Genomic DNA, 19,094 nt, shown 5'->3' on the forward strand with positions numbered 1-19,094 from the left:
CGTATACACCTGGTCCATGGACCTCACTGCGGTTCCGCTGGTGGCGTTGCGGGTGTTCCAGGAGGTGGCCGAGCGGGGCTCGCTGAGCGCCGCGGCCGTCGCGCTGGGCTACACGCAGTCGGCGGTGGCCCGGCAGATCGCCGCGCTCGAACGGGTCGTGCGCGCGCCGTTGCTCGACCGTCAGCGCGATGGCGTGCAACTGACCGATACCGGGCACGTGCTGCTGCGGCACGCGGGACTCGTTCTCGCGCAACTCGACGCGGCGAGCCGTGAACTGTCCGGACTGCCGGCCACCGCGGGCACCGTGCGGCTCGGGTGGTTCACGAGTGCGGGCGGCACTTTGGTCCCGTCGGCGCTGGCGGCGTTGCGGCGCAGTCATCCTGCGTTGACCGTGACCACGCGCGATGGCACCACCGCGTCCCTGGTGCGCGCGCTGCGGGCACGCACGGTCGACATCGCGGTGCTCGCGTCCGAGCCCCCGTTCCCGCCGCTGGACGACGAGACGCCGGCGTTGCGGACCAAGGTGCTCGACGAGCGCGAGCTGCTGCTGGCCGTCCCGTCGACGCATCCACTGGCGCACAAGGACTTCATCGACGTGGCGGACCTGCGCGGCTGGGCGTGGATCGCGGGCCCGGCGGGATCCGGCGTCTGGCCGGGGCTCGACGAACGGGCGGTGGTCGCCCACCTCGCCCGCGACTGGCTGGCCAAGCTGCAGCTCGTGGCGTCCGGCGCGGGCATCACGACGTTGCCCGAGCCGTTGGCCACGTTGGTGCCTCATGGCGTGCAGGTCATACGAGTGCGCTCACGGGAGCGTCAGCGCGTCGTCGTCGCGTGGCTGAATCTGTCCGAACCCGCCTCCGTGGTGGTGGACGCGCTCGTCGGCACGCACCCGTGAGCGTCGATGACATCTGTCATGGGGAACTGGTGTGGGACCGCACTGCCGGTCGCCCTTGTTTGCCGAGATCGTTGAATCATGACAGCGATCGAGGTGCGGGGGCTGACTCGCCGGTACAGCGGAGGTTTCGAAGCTGTAAGGGGCGTGTCCTTTGACGTGGAGCGGGGCGAGATGTTCGCCCTTCTCGGCACGAACGGAGCGGGGAAGACCTCGACGGTGGAGGTGGTGGAGGGGCTCACACGTCCGGCCGAGGGGACCGTGCGTGTGCTGGGCCACGACCCGTTCGCGGAGCGGAAGGTCGTCCGGCCGAAGATGGGCGTGATGCTGCAGGAAGGCGGTTTCCCGCCCGACCTGACCGTGAGCGAGGCCGCGCGGATGTGGGCGGGGACCCTGACGTCGCCGCGGCCGGTCGACGAGGCGTTGTCGCTCGTCGACCTGACCCATCGGGCGACGGTCCGGGTGAAGCAGCTGTCCGGCGGTGAACGGCGGCGGCTGGACCTGGCGCTGGCGTTGCTGGGCAAGCCGGAGGTGCTGTTCCTCGACGAACCGACGACCGGGCTCGACCCGGAGAGCCGCCGGAACACGTGGGAGCTGATCCGCACCCTGCTGCGCGATGGCGTGACCGTGCTGCTGACCACGCACTACCTGGAGGAAGCGCAGGCGTTGGCCGATCGGCTGGCGATCATGCACCGCGGCCGGATCGTGGCGCAGGGAACGGTGTCCGAGGTCGTCGACGCGTACCCGTCGCGCATCTCGTTCACGCCGCCTCCCGGGGTGTCGCTGCCGGTCGTCGCCGATGTCGAGTCGTCGGGCCGCGTGACCGTGCGCACGAACGAACTGCAGTCCACCCTGCACGAGCTTCTCGTGTGGGCCCAGCACAACGACGTTGAACTGTCCGGTTTGGACGCCCGCTCGGCGTCGCTGGAAGAGGCGTTCCTGGCGATCGCGGAGGAGGCGGCATGAGGGCCGTGGCCATTGGGCAGGCCGAGCTGAAGTTGTTCTGGCGCAACAGGACCGCGCTGTTCAACTCGCTGCTGTTGCCGTTGTTGCTGGTGCCGGTGCTGATCTCGGTGGACGCCGAGGGCATCCCGCTGGTCGTCGGGCTGATCGGGTTCGCGCTGCTCATGGCGGTGTACTACAACCTCGTCACCACGTTCGTCGCCCGGCGCGAGGAGCTGGTGCTCAAGCGGCTGCGCGTCGGCGAGCTGACCGACCAGGAGATCCTGGTCGGCGCCTCCCTGCCGTCCGTCGTGGTGGCGCTCGGGCAGATGGTGCTCTACTGCGCGGTCGTCGCCGTGGTCACCGGCGTCGCCGTGCCGGCGCGGCCGTGGTTCCTGCTGCTCGGCGTGCTCGCCGGCACCCTGGTGTTCGTGCTGCTGGCGGCGGTGTCCTCGGCGTTCACCCGGACCGTCGAGATGGCGCAGGTGACGTCGCTGCCGATCCTGATGGCGTGCCTGTTCGGCTCGGGCCTGATGTTCCCGCTCTCCGCGCTGCCCTCCGGCCTCGCGTCGGTGCTGGAGTACCTACCGCTGACGCCGGTGCTCGAGCTGCTGCGCGCCGGGTGGGCGGACGGCCCCGTGCTCCAGCCGATGATCGTCCTGGCGGTGTGGACCGTCCTGGGGACCTACGCTGTGCAGCGGTGGTTCAGGTGGGACCCCCGGAGGTGAACTTGCTCGGCTGGTGGCGGTCCCGTGGCAGCGCGGCGCGGTTCGACCTGTTCGTGCGCTACACGTTCTACCTCAGCTACGTGTTCCTGCCACCGCTGCTGATCACCGGCTTCTCCAACGAGGTCGGCACCGTCGGGCTGATCGTCCTGATCACGACGGTGCTGGCCTACGTGGCCGCGAGCATCCGGCTGGTCCACCTGGGCATCGAGCACCACCTCGACCGCACCCCGTTCCCCCGCCGCCTGCTGACGGTCTACCTCGTCGCCACCGCCGTCGTGCTGGCCTTCGGGCAGGTCTTCTACCCCGACCCGTTGCCCGGCAAGCCCGACAGCCCCGGCGACGGCATCTCGGTGATCTTCCTGGTCCTGGCGATCACCACCCTGTCCGCCGTGCTGCGCCCCCGCACCCTGGTCCTGCTCGCCCTCGCGGGCGGCCTCTGGATGCTCCTCACCGCACCGCCGGGCCACGCCCTGTTCATCGGCCTGATGCTGCAGTTCCTGGTGGGCGCGTTCCGTTCGACCCTGTGGATGCTGCGGATCGTGTGGGAACTGGACCGCAGCCGAGACGTGCGCGCGAACCTCGCCGTGGCGGAAGAACGCCTGCGCTTCGCCAGAGACCTCCACGACGTGGTGGGCCGCAACCTCTCCGCCGTAGCCCTCAAAGCAGACCTGGCGGCCCAACTGGCTCGCCGCGACCGTTCCGCCGACGCCATCGACGAGATGCTGGAAGTCCGCCAGATCGCCCAGGACTCCCTGGACGAACTCCGTGCCGTAGTCAGCGGCTACCGCACGGCAGACCTCTCCGCGGAACTCGCCGGCGCCCGCTCGCTACTGGCCTCCGCCGGCATCGACTGCAGGGTGATCGGCGACGTGACGTTCGACGGCGAGCCGGCGGGCGCCCTGGGCTGGGCCGTCCGGGAAGGCGTGACCAACGTCCTGCGCCACAGCAAGGCCAGCACGTGCACGATCACGCTGCGAGGCAAAAAACTCACCATGACCAACGACGGCGCCTCCTCCGCACCGTTCCGCTTCGGCAGCGGCCTGACCGGCCTGCGCGAACGCGTGGCGATCCTCGGCGGCTCCGTGACAGCGGCCCCAGAAGCTCCCCATCGCTTCGTCCTGACCGTGGAGCTCCCGTGATCCGCATCCTGCTGGCCGACGACGAACACCTCATTCGAGGCGCCATGGCGGCCCTGCTGTCCCTGGAAGACGACCTGGAGGTGGTGGCCCAAGCCGCCACCGGCAAAGAAGCCCTGGCCACAGCAAGGGTGGTCCGCCCGGACGTGGCCGTGATCGACCTGCAGATGCCAGACCTCGACGGCGTAGCAGTAGCCCAATCCCTGGCCCTGGAACTCCCCACCTGCTCCACGATGATCGTCACCAGCCACGGCCGCCCGGGCCACCTCAAACGAGCCCTGGCAGCAGGAGTAAGAGGCTTCCTACCGAAAACCGTCTCGTCGGACGTACTGGCCACAGTGGTCAGAACCGTCCACACAGGCGGCCGCTACGTGGACCCAGCGCTGGCGGCAGAAGCCATCAGCGCCGGCGACAGCCCGCTGACCCCACGAGAAGCAGACGTACTAGAACTAGCCCTAGAAGGCGCCCCCATCGACGAGATAGCCCGCCGAGCCTCCCTCTCCCCAGGCACAGTCCGCAACTACCTCAGCTCAGCGGTGGGCAAGACCGGAGCCTCGAACCGCCACGAAGCAGCCCGCTTCGCCAGGGCCAAGGGCTGGATCTAACGATCCCACCACTTCAACACCCGCATCGCGTAGAACGTGAGCCACTTGGACGGCTCCCCCTCAGCAACATCGATCTCGAACCACACCCGCCCAGGATGCCGCCCACCCTGCAACCAGGTCCCGTCCTCCTGCCGAGCACCACGAACGATCTCCACGGCCTCAGCCATCCGAGGATCCGTGACGCCGGCCGCCCGGAAGTGGTCCAGGGCGTTCAACACGCTGTACCCCCACCGAAAAGGCGACCGGAACCGCAAAGCCCACTCCCCCACGACCTCCCCGGTGGACAACCGCCGAAAGAGATCCCGCTCGAGCAGGTACTCCTCCCCTCGGGCCCGAGCGGCCCGAGTAGCAGCAGTCCCACCAGTAGCCACCTCGTGTAAGAGCAACCCCTTCACCGAGTTGAGCGTCGAGTGGAACGAGGACCGCGTGGACCCCTCAACCCACTCGCAGTTCCACCCGCCGTCCTCGAGCTGGTGCTCGACGAACCACTCGGCGATCCCCTGAACATCAGCCCCGAGCCACACCCCGTTGGCCAAGGTCCACGAGTTGATGCAGCAGTCGACCTCCCCACCCCAATAGGGCAGGTCCTGGTACTCCCACCGACACGAGGCGGCAAGCAACTCGACGGTCCCCGCCAACGCGGAGGCCTCAAGCCCCCACTCCCGCAACGACGTCAGCGACCAGGTAGTGGCCGTCCAAGGCTGCCCGGCCTCAGTGCCGTCGAACCCGGCGGGAAAGAAGGCCCCACCAGCCCACATCCCGTCGTCCCCCTGAAGGGCACGAAGCCGAGCCCCGAACCCCTCAACCCCCACCAGAGCCCGAGTAGCACCCCAAACCCCCTCAGGCCTCCCCAGCAGATCCCGCTCGACCTGCCACCGCAAAGCCGGATCGGAGTCGAGCAACCACCCGATGACCTCCCGCACACACGGACCCTAACCCCACGTCACACACACCAACCACACCCACCCAACCATCACAGACACACCCAGGGCCCCCCCGATTTTGGCCCGCGCTGACGATCATGTAATCTAGGCACACCACGGCGCGAGCCGAGGCAAAACTGAATACGTCCGGGTGGCGGAATGGCAGACGCGCTAGCTTGAGGTGCTAGTCCCCGAAAGGGGGTGGGGGTTCAAGTCCCCCCTCGGACACGAGCGTTATTCACCCCCACGGGGTTGATGGAGACATCAGCTTCGTGGGGGTTTTGCTTGTACCGGACTTGCAGGTCTATCGCTTCGTACAGCTCTTCCAGTCTCGTTGGCGCGCTGCCTCTCAGTGCCGCGCTGACATCTCCTATCGAGTCGATCGCCGCGTAGATCTCGGCGACGTCCACCTCCACCGGTGCTGGGACGTTGTCCAGGGCCGCCCGTGACGCGAGCCTCTCGGCCTGCGCCTCGTTGATCGCCTCGACCAGCGCCGCAGGGTCAACGCCAGCCATGATGGCGTTCTGGAACCTGGTCAGCTTGGCTTCTGCCTCAGCCAGCCGCTTCTTCGCAGCATCGCGACCGATCTGGATGACCGGCTCTTGCGAATCCATCAACGCGGCAACGGTCCGATCGCGGTTCTTCCGATCAAAGACATGCCCCAACCAACCGTTCACCGCATCCTGAAGAGCGTCCTCTCTCAAATAGACCGCACCAGGATGTGACGCGAGCACGGGAGACCCCGGGGCCAATGTGCGCGCCGGACACCGGTAATACATCGCCTTCTTGCGCGGGCTGCCCTCCATCTTCCGCCCACAGATGTCACACCGGATACGACCACGGAACAGGTAGCGGTGTTTCAGCGCACGCCCGGACCGCTCCGTCTTCCGCGCGCTCCGCAAGCTCCCCTTCGACTTCCGCAGAAGCTGAGCAGCCGTGAAGTCCTCAATCTCCACGATCTTCGGGTGCGCAGGATTACGCGACCGGACGACTCGATCCGGACTGGCCTTCCGGAATCGCACGACGTGACCAGCCGACACGTCGTCAGGGTCGAGCAGCGTCTCGAACTTCGTAGAGCGGCCGAAGAACGCATAGCCGGTGTAGCGAGGGTTCTCCACGATCGCCCGCACCGTACTGCCCTGCCAACCATCGCCGGGCCGATGCTTGTTCTGATCCGGCCGGCGCGCGGACGGGCACAGAATACGGTCACGGTTGAGCCCGTTGGCAATGGCCCGGTCGCCCATGCCGCTCAAGTACTCGGCAAAGATGCGCTGGACGACCCATGCGGACTCGTCGTCGATCGCAAGCACCCGCAACCGGTAGCCCTCCGCTGACTTGCGCGGATTCGGATGCGGACCGCCGTCGACCGTCACGTACCCGTACGGCGCTCGTCCGCCCTGGTGACGTCCTTCGTTGAGTACCTGAGTGTCCATCGCGGCTCGAACACGAGCCTGCACGTGCTGGCGCTCGGACTCGCTCATGCCGCCGAGCACGCTCATCAGCATCTTGTGCGACGGGTTGCGCGGGTCGTACTTGCCGCCCAATTCCGGCACCCACAGGTCGACCCCGTACGCCTCGAACCGCGGAGCGATCAACGAGAACTGGTTGCCGAACCAGCACCTCGTCCCCTCCCCCACAACAACGGCATTCCAACCACGGTGCGGGTTCTTCAACGCTGCTAGCAGCCGTGACGCCTCGTCCCGTCGCTCCCACGGCACCGACCGCGACTTCCCGACGTCGAAGAACTCCTCCACGATCCGGCCGCCCAACGGCCCGACGAACTTCTCCGCGTTGCCGAACTGCCAGCCGCGCGACGTCTCGGGGTCCTGGTTGTCCTCCGTCGAGCACCGCCCGTATCCCGCTACCGGCCCGATGCCGTCTTCCGCAACTTCGCCGACCTCGATGCCCCACAGGTCATCAAGCGTCGCCCACGGGTCTCGGCTGATTTCAACAGTCATCGCACCTCCCTCCCGGAGGCCCCATCTGGGGCCTCCATCTCGCTCAGCTCGAACAGGATGTCTAGCAGTATGCGGCTTACCCGCCTGGTGAGGACAGGTAGCTCCGCCGGAAGGTTGACCTTCAGCTCTGCGCGCTCCGGATCTTCACCGGTCATAGCTGGTCCACGTCAGGCAGGCCAGATGCGCCGATTTCAACAATCGCGACTCGGATGTCCGCAGTCAGGTAGCCCCGGACCCGTCGCGTGCCCTCTTCCTCCTGGACGTACTGCCGTGTGGGCCGGCACCCGAGATCGCCCATGTCCTTCCCGAACGTCGTCGGCTCGACGTTCAGCGCCTCCACCAGCTCGGCCGTGGGCACGAACTCCCGCTCGTCCAGTCCGTCACCGAGGTAGTCCACGACCGCAGCCAACGGCTCCGGCAACTCGATCTCGTCCCGGCTCGGCCCGTCGATCTCTCGCACGACCTCCGCGTGGTGGAGCAGCGGCGTGTCTTGACCAGCGGCCTGCCCGGTCAACGTGCCTTCGGCCTCGCGGAGCGCGCGGCCGCGTTCGCAGATCGCCCGCCAGTCCTCGTTGGGCATGTAGAACGTCCGCACGGTCAGCGCCAGCACGTCAGCTCCGGCCTGCGTCTCGCCGTCCGGTCGCAGAATCCCGACGCCCTTGTGCGACGGGAGCAACCGGCTGCTGTCGTAGCCGCGGGTGTTCATCTGCTCCCCGAGCACGATGTTGCTGTCGCGCCAGTCCATGACCCGCAACGCGAACCGCGACCCGAGCACCGCTCGCAGCTTGGACGGAATCGTGTTGCTGTCCGGTCGCTGCGTGGCGAGCACGAGCACCAGGCCGGCCGCAGGTGCCTTCTTCGCGAGCCACGTCAGCAGCTCGCCGATCTGTTCCCCCGCCGTGAGCTTCTTCCCTTGCACGACAACGGGAGTGCGATCCTCCAGTGCAATGTGGACCTCGTCGACGACCAGCGCCGTGATCGGCATGCCCAGCGACGGGTCACGCGACATCGCCGGCGTCACCTTCGACTCGGGACACGTGACGTCGTCCAGGTCCTGCATCCGCCGATACCGCCGCTGAACATCCGCGACCAGCTCAACGAGCCAGTCCAAGAACGCCAACACGTGCTCGCTGTCGTCACCGGCCATGAACCGGTGTGCGACCTGCTCCGCGGCCTGCCAGTCCTTCCCGTTCTTGAAGTCGGCGACGTACAGCCGCGCGTGTGGATCGAGGATGAGCCCCGCCGCGGCGAGCCGTTCCGCCATCGTCTTGCCCTGCCGAGGAATCGCGCCGATGAGCAACGACGTCCACACCAACGGCAGGTCGATCCGCCGGCCGCGAGCGTCGGTGCCGAACGGCACCGGCCGCCACGCATCCCAACGCTCGACCGCGAGCAGCGGCGTTCCGATCGGCGGTGAGGCGTACGGGTCCTCGTCGGCCACCCACATCGCCACACGACCAGCGTGACCACCGTTGCCGCGCACACGCTCGACGCTGAGCTGGATCTCGTCGACCGCTAGTGCCGACGCCAGGTCTTCCCGGTGCTTCACGACATCGGCAGCCTTGCGCGTGGCAGGCAGATCCACGGTGATCGCCCAACCAGCACCCTGCCGAGACGCCCGCTCGACCAGCCGCAGTGACTCGTCCTTCCCGATCAACTTGGCGTCCCGGAACGCGTCGACCAGCACCTGAGGGTCCATCGTCCACGTCAGCGTGCGCGGCCCGGCGAGCACCGCCTTCCGTCCTGGAGAACCGTCCTTCGCCCGGCCGACGATCGCCAGCACGGCCGCGCCGACGCCTCCAACGCCCCACAACACCAGGTCGCCATAGAGCACCCAAGCCACGGTGACCACCGCACCACCAGCGAGCAGCACGGTCCCGGTGACCTTCCACCGGAACAGCGTCAACGCGCGGATCTCAACGAACTTATCCGCCAGCTTCTCCGACTGCTCGGCAGCGTCGCGGTAGTCCCGCACCCGAACCCAGTTCCGCCAGCCACGAGCCGCAACCACCAGTCCACGACCAACGGCACTCGCATACCGGAGCGGAGCCCGAAGCACCCAGGCGAGCGCATCCTTCGCGGCGAGCTTCAACGCCTCCCGAGATTTCAGCGCAGGAGGCACCACCCGCGAGTAGCGCCAGGTCGCCTCGATCCGCCGGACGAGCGCCGCACGCTCGTCGACCAGCTCCCCTTCGAAAACCTCCTCGGCAGGCACCAGCTCGCCGCTCATCGCTGGTCCCCGTTCAGCGCCGCAGCCAGCTTCGAGGACAGCCCGCGCGAACACCCCGTGACCTCACGAACCCAGGCCGGCGAGACCTTGGCGCTCGACTTCCGAGCCTTGCGCGCAACCGCCAAGTACTCCGCGAACGACGTCCGCGGCGCGGGTGCCACGGCCTCCAGCGTGGCACCCGCAGCGGTCCCAAGCTTGTCCCGCAGCTCCGTCACTGCCTCAGCGGCGACGAACACGACGAGGGGCGGCACCGAGTGCAACACCACGAGCGCTGCGGACCCGGCCACGAACGCACTCCAGGTGTTCATGACGTACGTGGCCCCGAGCGTGAACCACTTGGCCGCCCGCACCCATCCACCGAGCCGCACTCCGTGCCGAGCCGTCACCTGCTCGGCACGGAGGATCGCCAGCAGCACCAGCGACACCATCGGGTCCAACAGCCACGCCGCGAACCACGCCAGCGACCAGGCGGCAGCGCCAGCCGCCGCGAACTGCTGAACGTTGGTCATCGTGAACGCGAGCCCGAGCAGAATCCCGGTCCAGCACAACCGATCCACTTGCACGGCAACCCGCTCGATCGGCTCGCTCACTTCCGATCACCACCACGGCCGCGAGGCTCGTAGGTGGTCACGGTGAGCGCCTTCGTCAGCGTGTAGGACGCGAGCAACGCAGGCACTCCGAGCACCGCGAACAACAGCCAGCCGTTCCCGCCGTGCGTGACGACCACCCACTGAACGATCACGATCAGCACGGCGTTCACGACCACGCGCCCACCGAGCGACATCAGCCGGACGCTCGTCCGCGCCGCGTTCGCCGCAGCTTTCGCCCGACGAGAACCAGCCCGCCAGACCAACACCAGAACCAGGAGCACACCGACCGCGGCCAGCACCTGAGTGGGCGTGACGCTGATGGCGTTCATGAACGCGGCCCCCTCTCGGCCCGTTCACCGCGCTGGAGCCAGTGCCGATGCACTTCACGCCGCTCGTCCTCCGGCAACGCACCCCACACCCCGACCGTCTCAGCGCCAGCCGTGCGCAACTCCAACTCCAAGCACTCGTCCCGGACAGGGCACCCGGAGCACTGCCGCTCGGCCAGCTCCCGGTCGGTCAGCTCCTCGTCCACCCACGGCGGTTCGCCCGTGAACGCCCACATGCACAGCCCGTCGCTTTCAACGACGTCGGTCAACTCATCAGTCGGCACCCATCGCAGGTAGTCCAGCGACCAGGCGATGCCGACCAGCCGCAGATCAGTCACGAGGCACCCCCAGCTCCGAGAGCAGTCGCCGCAGCGAGCTGTTGGAGACGACGAGACGTCCGCACTGACGCTCAGCGGTCAGGAGCCCGAGCCCGATCGCCCGGAAGACGACGGACTGGCTGACGCCGAGCACCCAAGCGGTCTCGCGGATGGTGTGAACAGAGGACACAGAAGTACGCATAGGAATAGGCCCTTCGAAGATTGAGCTGACGATTTCAGCTCTAAATTATTGATTTCAGCGCATATGAAGGCGCGTTTGATCGCGCACGCCGCGGAATGCGCCGTGTCACGTCACCGAAGAACGAAAAGCGGCTAATCTCAGCGCTGAGGCGGAGCGCGGAGGAATACGTGTCGGAGGATTGGGCGGCAGTCGCCAGAGCCATCAACGAGCGCGTGAACGAGCTCGGCTGGCGTCAACGGGAGCTCGCGGAGCGTTCGAACGTCTCCCAGGCAATCGTCCGCGAGATCCAGCACCACACAGTGGAGCGCCGGCGGGGGCCGCGGACGCTGGAGTCCTTGTCTACAGCCATGGGTTGGCACCCACTGCACCTCGACGCGGTGCTGCACGGTCGTCGCCCACCTGAGCGAGACGAGCCGATCAACGACCCCGGCGACTCGCTTTGGTCGCGTTTGGACAGTGTCGAACAGCGCCTGATCGACATCACCGAACGCCTGGACGATCTGAAGTCGGACCTCGCATCGGTGGCGAAGCAAGTTCGCGAGAACCGGTAGAGCGGTGCGTTTCTGCTGGTTGAGCGCCTTGATTTCCATGCAGCAATTCCAGCGCGCAACGCCGTGCAAACCCATGCATGAGCGATGCATGTTCAATGCAAGTTCTGCGCTCCGGGGGTAGCGCAAACATGAGCATCGATTGGACCGGCGAGACGGCGAGTGCCCTGCAGAGCGCAATGCGGCTGACTCACGAAGCGTTCGCCGAGCGCCTGGGCATCGGCGTTCGCACAGTCGCCTCCTGGCACCAGAAGCCGGACACGAAGCCCCGCGCGGATATGAAAGGCATCCTCGACACCGCGCTGGAACAGGCTCCCGACGACGTCCGAGCCCGCTTCAACAGACTGATCAGCGGCGGTCCGCTCGACCTCCCGACAGGCGCGGCCGAAGACGCCGAACGACGGCTCACCGCGGACCCCACGATCGTCGCGGCGCTGAACTGGCTCGACGCCAACGCCGGCTGGGACCCCGGCACGGCTCGCCGCGAGGTAGCCGCGCGTCTCGTAGCGCTCGACATCCGCGACTTGCACGACCGGGGCGTACGCCGCGGCAGCGTGAACCAGCGCGACACCGTACGCGCGCTCACGGACTACTACGGCACCACGACCTCCGGCCACGGCCGCTACACCGCGACGTTCGGAGAGAACACGACCGCTTCAACAACGGTACTGACTCACCCGGACTGGCTCGACCTCGACTGCCCACTGTTCCCCAAGCACGACAAGCTGAAGCTCGCCGGCGTAACCCCAGCCGACAACATCACCATTGACGAGGAGAGCGCCGACCGCGCCGCACTACGGCTGGCCGAAGCCCTGGCTTTGGGAAACCGCATGGTAAACATGCCGCTGTTCCGGCTGCTCGAGGTCGACATGCGGAAGCACCAGCTCAGGGGCACCGTGGGCGTGACCGACTTCGTTGGCTACGTGGTGACGATGGACCTGCTCGAAGGGGAGCTGATCGACGCGCTCACCACCGACAAGCCAGCGGACGTCAGCTCGCTCCCCATGCGCAACGCCTATCTGCCGAACCTCTCGGCAGTGCTGAACGTCGGAGACCGGCTCTGCGCAGGCGGAGCCCTCGCGCTCACCGCCATCGCACGCCCCGCGGACGCGTTTCGCGGTGAACCGGACTACCTGCTGCTGATCCAGGAACGGTCAGGCCACGTGATCAACGCCGCCCGCCGCCTGGCCGTCATCCCCAAGGGCTTCCACCAGCCACTCACCGACTTCCGCGCCGACACACAGATAGGCGCAACCCTCCGCCGCGAGGTCGAAGAAGAACTGTTCGGCCGCGACGACATCGACAACACGATCAGCGAACAGCGCCACGCGGACCCGATGCACCCAAGCCGCCTGTCCGAACCAATGCGCTGGCTCCTGGCCGAACCCGGCCGTCTCCGCATGGAGTGCACCGGCTTCGGCCTCAACCTCGTGAGCGGCAACTTCGAGTTCGCCAGCCTCATCGTGATCGAGGACGAGGAGTTCTGGAACCGCTTCGGCGGCGACGTCCAAGCGAACTGGGAAGCGTCCCGCCTGCACCAGTACTCCAGCCACGACAGGGAGCTGCTGGACGAACTCGTGAACGATGTAGCTTGGAGCAACGAAGGGCTGTTCGCCCTTCTGCAGGGCCTACGCCGCCTCCGCGAGATCGGCGGCAACCGCGTAGACCTGCCAGAGATCGAATGGGAGATCAGGTGACCGCCAACTGGCAAGCCGGAAACGCCGCGGACGACACGACGGAGACCCGCGGCTGGCTAGTCGGACACTTCATCGACCCATCGATCGGCGTCCGCTCCCAAAAGGACGTCGAAGTGAAGTGGGGAGTCCACCCCGCCGGCGACAAGCGTCCGGAGTGGACCGCTGACGACCAGCGCACGACGCTTGTTCTGTTGGTAGAGGGCAACTTCCGCGTGGACACCACCGATGGCAGCAAGACCATGTCCCGGCAGGGCGACTACATCATGTGGGGTCCAGGCGTCGACCACTCGTGGGAAGCTCTCGCAGACTCCGTCGTCATGACCGTCCGCTGGCCGTCACAGACCTGACAGCTCGAAGCTCGGCAGGCTCACCCGCGAGCCACCGATCTCCCGCAGCCGCCGGAGCCCTTGGAGCAACGCGAACAACCCTTCGTTGCTCCAAGCCTCCTGCTGCACCAAGTCCGTGATGAGTTCGCTGTCCAGGCTTGAGTACAGCGTCAGCCCGGACGCCTCCCAGTTCGCCTCAAGTTGCCCGCCGAACCGCGGCCAGAACTCCTCATCCTCGATCACAACGAGCGTCGCGAACTCGTAGTTGCCGCTCACGAGGTTGAGCCCGAAGCCGGTGCACTCCATCCGCATCCGACCCGGCTCATCCTCCAGCCACCTCATCGGCGCAGACCAACGACCAGGATGCATCGGTGCCGCAGCCCGCGTATCACCTGCTGTGGCGTCCACATCGCCTCGCCCGAACAACTCCTCCTCCAGCTCTCGCCGAAGCGTGGCGCCGATGCGGACGTCAGCGCGTGGATCCGTAAGCGGCTGGTGGAAGCCCTTCGGTATGACCGCCAACTTCCCAGCGGCGTTCACGACCTGGTGCGACCGCGTCTGCACGATCAACGCATAGTCCGCCGCACCGCGGAATGGGTCGGCCGGCCGTGCGATCGCCACGAGCGACAGAACTCCGCCAGCGCAGACCCGCCTCCCTGTGTCGAGCACAGCCTCCACATCCGGAAGATATTTGTCTCGCAACGGATACAGCGCACCTGAACCGCTCGCCAGAGCATCAGCCAGCTCCGTTTCGAGCAGGTCCATCGTCAGCGCGTACTCGACAAAGTTCGCAACGTCGACGGTCCCACCGATGCCCCCTGCACTGACGTCGATCTCCACCAGCCGGTACAGCGGCAGGTTCGCAAACCGCACGCCGAGAGCCGCGGTCATCACAAGCCGCTGGACAGCTGCCTCTGCGCAATCCTCGTCCAGCAGGGTTGTCACCCGTACTCGCTGCGAGAGGGTCAGCCGCTCGCGGTCCGGTTCGAGCGGTAGCCGAAGGTCATTCCACTCAGACCGTGTGACCACGCTGGTCCGAACGTCCAAGCCCCGACCACGGATGGCGAACGTGTCAGGAGTTCCGTAGTACTGCCTCACCGCGTCCACGACCTGGCGCCGGCCAACTGCATTCCGCCTCGAACGCCGCCCCTGGAGCGCGCCGATGTCAGCGAGCTTCAGCGCAGCACCAACCTTCGCCGCGGCAAACCCCGAAGCCCAGTCGGCCGCGCCATCCAACCACTCGAACGCACCCTCCAAGCCCGGATGAACAGCCACGCCAGCAGGCGTTGCCGCAGAACCGCGCTCCATCGGCGCAGACAACAACTCCTCGACCGGCGTGTCGAGCATGCTCTCCAACAACCGGGCCGTACTCGCCTTCATCTGGCCAAGGGGCTCACCAGCAGACCGACGCCCAGCAACAAGCCGCTGAAGGTGCCTAAGCCCGAGCGTCCCAGGCTCCCGATGCTCACGCGCGTACAGCTCGGCCTTCTCGACAAACTCCTCCAGCGTCAGCCGGCGTTCCCATATCCGCTGCTCAAGCACGGTGCGAAACGTCCGCATCGCTCCTCCTAGTTCCCGAGGTCGCAGCAGGTCGCCCCAGGTCATCCACAGGCCATACCGCTGATCGTGCGCTGATGAAATCTTGATTTCAGTCTGACACGCCCGCTCAACACCCGTCAGACCGTCCGGTGACGTGTGGACTCCGCGTCCGCCTCAAGCACGTCACCGGACACCTCAAGCACACGCCTGCCGGGAGGGGAGCCGCGATGACCGCACTCACGATCGCTCTCGGCCTTGTTACGGCATCGACGTGGACGTGGGTCATCGGCGACCACTTCGACTGGTGGCAGCGAGCAGCTGCGCGCCGCCGTCACCAGAGACATGGCCACTAGGCAGGCGTTCCGATGAACGACCCCCCAGTCGAGGCTTACGGCGAAGCGTGGTTGTCGCTCTCCAAGGAACAGCGCTCCGAGCTGCTGTCAGTGCGGCGCGACAACCAACTCAGTGAGAAGGCACTCGACCATGTGTTGACCAGCCCGACCAACAGCGAGACGCACCAGACCAAGGAACTCGGACATGCCCAAGAGGTACTCCACCGCTCGCGGCCGTGAGTTCGGCGAGCGAATGCGAGCGGCCATCGCGCGCGCGGGCATGACCTCCCGACAGCTCGCAGACGTGCTGGGCTGGCAGGAAGCCAAGGTCTCGGACATGGTCAACGGCAAGGGAGGCATCACCGTTCTGGAACTCGTGCTGGTGCTCGGCGCCTGTCGAGTCCCCGAGCCGGAACGCGAGTATCTGCTCAACCTCTTCCCAGCTTTGGAGCTGGACGGCTGGTGGCAGTCGCACGGCAAGTGCGTGCCGGTCAGATCAGGCACGGCCAGATCCAACTTCGCGGCGGCCAGAACCCTCGTCAGCTGGCATCCGCACGCGGTCCCGGACCTACTGCGGACGGGTGACTACGCGCGGGCCCTGCTCGCCGCTTCGGCAACTGTGCCCACGGCCGAACTCGACGAGCGGCTGCGCGCGTTGCGCGAGATGCAGGACCTGCTCCGCAACGACCTCGACTGCACGTTCTACATCCATGAGTTCGCGCTCGAACTTCAGGTCGGCAGCCACGAAGTGCAGGTCGCGCAGCTGCAACATCTCATGCGCATGGCGAGCTGGAAGAGGATCCGAATCCTGATCCTGCCTGCGGCCGCTGGTGCGCACGCCGGCATGGCCGGACAGTTCACGCTGCTCAAGTTCCCGAAGTACCAGCCGCTGGTCTGGATCACGACCGAGAACTCCAGCCTATTCGCTGAAGAGGAGCACGCGGTCCAGGGGTACGAGGCGGTCGTCCAGGCGCTCGACGAGATCAGCCTCGACGAGGACCAGTCGATGAAGTGGATGTCTCGCCGCTGCGTACGCCTGCAGGAGGCCGCTGAGACCGAGGCCGTGAGCAGCGAAGACGAGCCTTTTCCGCCGCCCTAGATGGCCAGGCCGTCGCCACCGATTTGAGAGTGAGCTACATGATGCCCAAGACCGGCACCTACGCGCTGGGTTCCGTCGCGGTCGAAGCCGCAGCGAGACAACTGAGTCGATCTCCTCATGCCTAGGGACTTCCGGGCCACCGCGCTTGAACGTGCCATCGGCCGGACGCTGTGCAGGTGGCGAGACGACCGCAGCTTGAGTCTCCTCGAAGCAGGCAATCGTGTCGGCTTCAGCAGCGCCAAGCTGTCCATGATGGAAAACGCTATGCAGCCGTCCGCGGTCGTCGACATCATGGCGCTGGGATACGTCTACAAGGTGCCTACACCTGAGTGGCAGTGCTTGACGTTGCAGGCGCAGTATGCATCAGGCCTAAGAGCGCACCAGCAGCCGCAAACTGCGATCTTCGACCCTGCCGAGGACTTCCCCCTTCTCATCGCCGACGCGATACGAATCCGGACGTTCGCCCCAGACACGGTGCCGACCGTCTTCCAGCTCGCTGACTACACCGCAGCAACAGCGATGTGGGACGACCAGGCCAAAGCTACGCGGCTCACAGCTATCAGGGAGGCATGGGCAACCCGCTCTACCGGAGACGACCCCCTCACCGTGGAGGCAGTCTTCCCAGAAGCAGTTCTACGACAGGTGATCGGCGGCAGGCGCGTACTGAAGGCACAGCTGCTACACCTCATGGCGGTCAGCGAGCTGCCAGAGGTGAGTCTTCGGGTCGTGCCGTATGTGGCTGGGGCCCATCCCGCGATGAGCTGCCCCTTCACATGGCTGAGCTTTCCGCACCGCCAGCACGATGACGTGGCATATACGGAAACGTTCTTGCGGTCCGACTACGTGGAGAGCCACTCCCAGCTCGAACAGGTGGCAGAGCGGTTCTCGGGGTTGTGGACGCAGGCACTCGACGAGGGCGAGTCACTGGAGCTCATTGCCGAGACTGCCGCGCGTATCTAGGCCAACTACCATTCCACGCGGCCACCCGGCGGGCTTGTTCTCGCGAAAGCTGCGTGATCACTCAGCCCGAGACCGACTTGACCGGCCGTCCACCAGGCAATGTGCGCACCTGAGCCAGTGGGTGCCCGCGATGCACGACCACGCACGCGCCGCCCACCAAAAAAGGCTCGCGATCTTGCTGACGCCTCTGCATAGTCGCGAACCACAGCAGCGCACGCTCTAGCTCACCAGGCAGTGTCTACGATGGCGAAGCAGCGACGGAGAGGGCTTGATGTGGGCAGCGATCAGACCGGTCCGGACACGGTTACAACAGACTTCTCGCATGGCGGGTTGTCCGAAGCACGCTGGTTCATCTCTGCACCGGCAGGAGTACAACTCGGTCCCCTCATCGACACGCTGCGCAAACGCGGCGCTCATCCGTACGTGCTATCCGACGTAGCTCGCGCCGGAGCAGACCTCCTGCAAAACGTACGAGATGCAATTGCGACCGCCGATCGCGTCCTTGTCGTAATCAACGGCGAATCAGCTTCGCTCAACTCGTACTTCGAAGCCGGTTTCGCGGTGGCACTAGGTAAACCTCTTCTCGTTCTGGCCGACCCAAAAGTTCGTCTACCGTCCGACTTCTCCACCGTTCTGACCACCCGGACCCAGCCTGATGACCTCGAAGCCCTCAACTTCACGCTGGATCAACTGGAAAAGGCCGGGAAACCACCTCCCTACGGCTCTCCGCGCGTTGCCGTTACAGGCCGTCCGCTGGGCGATTTCGCCAACGATCTCCTGGCTCAGGTAGCCAATACCTCGCCGCTAACGGAACGGGCGGCAGTTGAACTGCTCACGCAGGCGATTGAAACTAGCGGCGCTCTCCCGGCACAAAATCCCGCCGACCGCGGCATTGACCTAGGAGTCTGGTCAGACGACCTCGACTCGATCGGCGCCAATCCGCTGATAGTCGAGGTCAAACGCAAATTCGACGTAAATGCAGTCGAACAGGTGATGACATATCTCACCCAAAGCAGAAATGCCCGACTGGCCCTGATTGTATATCTAGATACGAGTGTCTCCAGCTCTAACGCACAGCGACTGTCACCATTTCCGGTTCTTGCGATTTCACTACAAGAACTGCTGACTCGGATGCATGGCTCCAGCTTCGCCGAAATCATCCGTCAGCTAAGGAACGCCAGCGTTCACGGAGTACACAAATCGTGACGGCCATCGACTGCGCACATGTAGCCATGCTACTTAAGGCTGGCGATGACGCGACCACCACTACAGCGCGAGGACGTGCGCTTGAAGACCTGATTGCATACCTATTCGAGCTGATCCCTGGCATCACGGTCACAGCTCGAAACGAACTCAATGCTTTCAAAGCAGAAGAAATTGACGTCGCATTTTGGAATGAAGGCGACCGCGCTGGCCTTCGTCTCTTCGATCACATTTTGATCGTCGAGGCGAAGAATTGGGCAAGCCCCGCCGGCTACCCGGAGCTTGCCGTCTTCAATGATAAACTACAAAGCCGTGGACGTCCGATGGGAATCTTTGTCGCAGCCTCTGGCATCACCGGTGATCCGCAAAACCTCACAAGAGCCCACAGTGTCCTAGCTAGAGCCTTGTCCGAAGGGCGCGAAATAATCGTCCTAACGCGGAGTGAAATAGAAAAACTCCCAGACACCGATGAGCTTGTGCAACTACTGAAGCGCAAACGTGCACAACTCGCTGTGTCTGGCACCATTTTTCAAGCCTAAAT

The 19,094-nt window shown here is 65.8% G+C and carries 21 protein-coding genes and 1 tRNA gene; 14 read left to right on the forward strand and 8 right to left on the reverse strand.

Features of this window, described 5'->3' with window-relative positions:
- Positions 1-16 precede the first annotated feature (16 nt).
- From ACSHWB_RS38205 to ACSHWB_RS38225, 5 genes are all read left to right on the forward strand, one after another.
- Positions 17-895 (forward strand): LysR family transcriptional regulator, encoded by an 879-nt coding sequence (locus tag ACSHWB_RS38205; protein ID WP_439658187.1) that lies wholly within the window; start codon positions 17-19, stop codon positions 893-895.
- A 144-nt stretch (positions 896-1,039) separates the two neighbouring features.
- Positions 1,040-1,858 (forward strand): ABC transporter ATP-binding protein, encoded by an 819-nt coding sequence (locus ACSHWB_RS38210; protein WP_439658188.1) that lies wholly within the window; start codon positions 1,040-1,042, stop codon positions 1,856-1,858.
- A complete protein-coding gene (locus ACSHWB_RS38215; RefSeq protein WP_439658189.1) occupies positions 1,855-2,562 on the forward strand; it encodes an ABC transporter permease in 708 nt (235 codons plus the stop codon). Before ACSHWB_RS38210 ends, ACSHWB_RS38215 begins: the two co-directional genes overlap by 4 nt.
- Complete coding sequence (locus ACSHWB_RS38220) at positions 2,544-3,701, forward strand: sensor histidine kinase (RefSeq protein WP_439658190.1); 1,158 nt, start codon at positions 2,544-2,546, stop codon at positions 3,699-3,701. The genes ACSHWB_RS38215 and ACSHWB_RS38220 overlap by 19 nt, the downstream gene beginning before the upstream one ends.
- On the forward strand, positions 3,698-4,303 hold the full coding sequence (locus tag ACSHWB_RS38225; protein ID WP_439658191.1) for a response regulator: 606 nt from the start codon (positions 3,698-3,700) through the stop codon (positions 4,301-4,303). Before ACSHWB_RS38220 ends, ACSHWB_RS38225 begins: the two co-directional genes overlap by 4 nt.
- Here ACSHWB_RS38225 and ACSHWB_RS38230 read toward each other — a convergent pair.
- The gene (locus ACSHWB_RS38230; RefSeq protein WP_439658192.1) at positions 4,300-5,226 is read right to left on the reverse strand and encodes a squalene cyclase; all 927 of its coding nucleotides are present in this window, start codon (positions 5,224-5,226) and stop codon (positions 4,300-4,302) included. The two genes, ACSHWB_RS38225 and ACSHWB_RS38230, sit on opposite strands and share 4 nt — an antisense overlap.
- Before the next feature lie 145 nt (positions 5,227-5,371).
- Between ACSHWB_RS38230 and ACSHWB_RS38235 the strand changes: the two genes are divergently transcribed.
- Positions 5,372-5,454: transfer RNA gene (locus ACSHWB_RS38235), tRNA-Leu, on the forward strand.
- Here ACSHWB_RS38235 and ACSHWB_RS38240 read toward each other — a convergent pair.
- The 6 genes from ACSHWB_RS38240 to ACSHWB_RS38265 all read right to left on the reverse strand — a co-directional run bounded on the left by ACSHWB_RS38240 (position 5,436) and on the right by ACSHWB_RS38265 (position 10,837).
- Positions 5,436-7,184 (reverse strand): recombinase family protein, encoded by a 1,749-nt coding sequence (locus tag ACSHWB_RS38240; RefSeq protein WP_439658193.1) that lies wholly within the window; start codon positions 7,182-7,184, stop codon positions 5,436-5,438. The genes ACSHWB_RS38235 and ACSHWB_RS38240 overlap by 19 nt on opposite strands.
- A gap of 151 nt (positions 7,185-7,335) precedes the next feature.
- Positions 7,336-9,414: an FtsK/SpoIIIE domain-containing protein gene (locus tag ACSHWB_RS38245; RefSeq protein WP_439658194.1), complete on the reverse strand. Its 2,079-nt coding sequence runs from the start codon at positions 9,412-9,414 to the stop codon at positions 7,336-7,338.
- Positions 9,411-10,004 carry a hypothetical protein gene (locus ACSHWB_RS38250; protein WP_439658195.1) on the reverse strand — a complete coding sequence of 198 codons (594 nt, stop codon included), beginning with the start codon at positions 10,002-10,004 and terminating at the stop codon, positions 9,411-9,413. Before ACSHWB_RS38250 ends, ACSHWB_RS38245 begins: the two co-directional genes overlap by 4 nt.
- A complete protein-coding gene (locus tag ACSHWB_RS38255) occupies positions 10,001-10,333 on the reverse strand; it encodes a hypothetical protein (RefSeq protein WP_319965296.1) in 333 nt (110 codons plus the stop codon). The genes ACSHWB_RS38250 and ACSHWB_RS38255 overlap by 4 nt, the downstream gene beginning before the upstream one ends.
- Positions 10,330-10,668, reverse strand: a complete 339-nt coding sequence (locus tag ACSHWB_RS38260) for a WhiB family transcriptional regulator (protein ID WP_439658196.1) — start codon at positions 10,666-10,668, stop codon at positions 10,330-10,332. Before ACSHWB_RS38260 ends, ACSHWB_RS38255 begins: the two co-directional genes overlap by 4 nt.
- Positions 10,661-10,837, reverse strand: a complete 177-nt coding sequence (locus ACSHWB_RS38265) for a helix-turn-helix domain-containing protein (RefSeq protein ID WP_439658197.1) — start codon at positions 10,835-10,837, stop codon at positions 10,661-10,663. The genes ACSHWB_RS38260 and ACSHWB_RS38265 overlap by 8 nt, the downstream gene beginning before the upstream one ends.
- Positions 10,838-11,016: 179 nt before the next feature.
- Here ACSHWB_RS38265 and ACSHWB_RS38270 point away from each other — a divergent pair, with 179 nt between their 5' ends.
- The 3 genes from ACSHWB_RS38270 to ACSHWB_RS38280 all read left to right on the forward strand — a co-directional run bounded on the left by ACSHWB_RS38270 (position 11,017) and on the right by ACSHWB_RS38280 (position 13,441).
- Positions 11,017-11,400 carry an XRE family transcriptional regulator gene (locus tag ACSHWB_RS38270; protein ID WP_439658198.1) on the forward strand — a complete coding sequence of 128 codons (384 nt, stop codon included), beginning with the start codon at positions 11,017-11,019 and terminating at the stop codon, positions 11,398-11,400.
- 128 nt (positions 11,401-11,528) lie between these two features.
- Positions 11,529-13,094 (forward strand): transcriptional regulator, encoded by a 1,566-nt coding sequence (locus tag ACSHWB_RS38275; protein ID WP_439658199.1) that lies wholly within the window; start codon positions 11,529-11,531, stop codon positions 13,092-13,094.
- On the forward strand, positions 13,091-13,441 hold the full coding sequence (locus tag ACSHWB_RS38280; RefSeq protein WP_439658200.1) for a signal peptidase I: 351 nt from the start codon (positions 13,091-13,093) through the stop codon (positions 13,439-13,441). The genes ACSHWB_RS38275 and ACSHWB_RS38280 overlap by 4 nt, the downstream gene beginning before the upstream one ends.
- On the opposite strand, the gene ACSHWB_RS38285 is transcribed toward ACSHWB_RS38280, so the two are convergent.
- The gene (locus ACSHWB_RS38285; protein WP_439658201.1) at positions 13,430-14,980 is read right to left on the reverse strand and encodes a transcriptional regulator; all 1,551 of its coding nucleotides are present in this window, start codon (positions 14,978-14,980) and stop codon (positions 13,430-13,432) included. The two genes, ACSHWB_RS38280 and ACSHWB_RS38285, sit on opposite strands and share 12 nt — an antisense overlap.
- Before the next feature lie 344 nt (positions 14,981-15,324).
- On the opposite strand from ACSHWB_RS38285, the gene ACSHWB_RS38290 reads away from it, so the two are divergent.
- The 5 genes from ACSHWB_RS38290 to ACSHWB_RS38310 all read left to right on the forward strand — a co-directional run bounded on the left by ACSHWB_RS38290 (position 15,325) and on the right by ACSHWB_RS38310 (position 19,092).
- Entirely contained in the window at positions 15,325-15,531 is a 207-nt protein-coding gene (locus tag ACSHWB_RS38290; protein ID WP_439658202.1) for a hypothetical protein, read from the forward strand.
- Positions 15,497-16,390, forward strand: coding sequence for a helix-turn-helix domain-containing protein (locus tag ACSHWB_RS38295; RefSeq protein ID WP_439658203.1), 894 nt, complete (start codon positions 15,497-15,499; stop codon positions 16,388-16,390). The genes ACSHWB_RS38290 and ACSHWB_RS38295 overlap by 35 nt, the downstream gene beginning before the upstream one ends.
- Positions 16,391-16,507: 117 nt before the next feature.
- Positions 16,508-17,350, forward strand: a complete 843-nt coding sequence (locus ACSHWB_RS38300; RefSeq protein WP_439658204.1) for a DUF5753 domain-containing protein — start codon at positions 16,508-16,510, stop codon at positions 17,348-17,350.
- A gap of 243 nt (positions 17,351-17,593) precedes the next feature.
- The gene (locus tag ACSHWB_RS38305) at positions 17,594-18,556 is read left to right on the forward strand and encodes a hypothetical protein (protein ID WP_439658205.1); all 963 of its coding nucleotides are present in this window, start codon (positions 17,594-17,596) and stop codon (positions 18,554-18,556) included.
- Positions 18,553-19,092 carry a restriction endonuclease gene (locus ACSHWB_RS38310; protein ID WP_439658206.1) on the forward strand — a complete coding sequence of 180 codons (540 nt, stop codon included), beginning with the start codon at positions 18,553-18,555 and terminating at the stop codon, positions 19,090-19,092. Before ACSHWB_RS38305 ends, ACSHWB_RS38310 begins: the two co-directional genes overlap by 4 nt.
- The last annotated feature ends 2 nt before the right edge of the window (positions 19,093-19,094 follow it).

The organism is Lentzea sp. HUAS TT2 (assembly GCF_051853195.1).
Classification (GTDB): Bacteria; Actinomycetota; Actinomycetes; order Mycobacteriales; family Pseudonocardiaceae; genus Lentzea.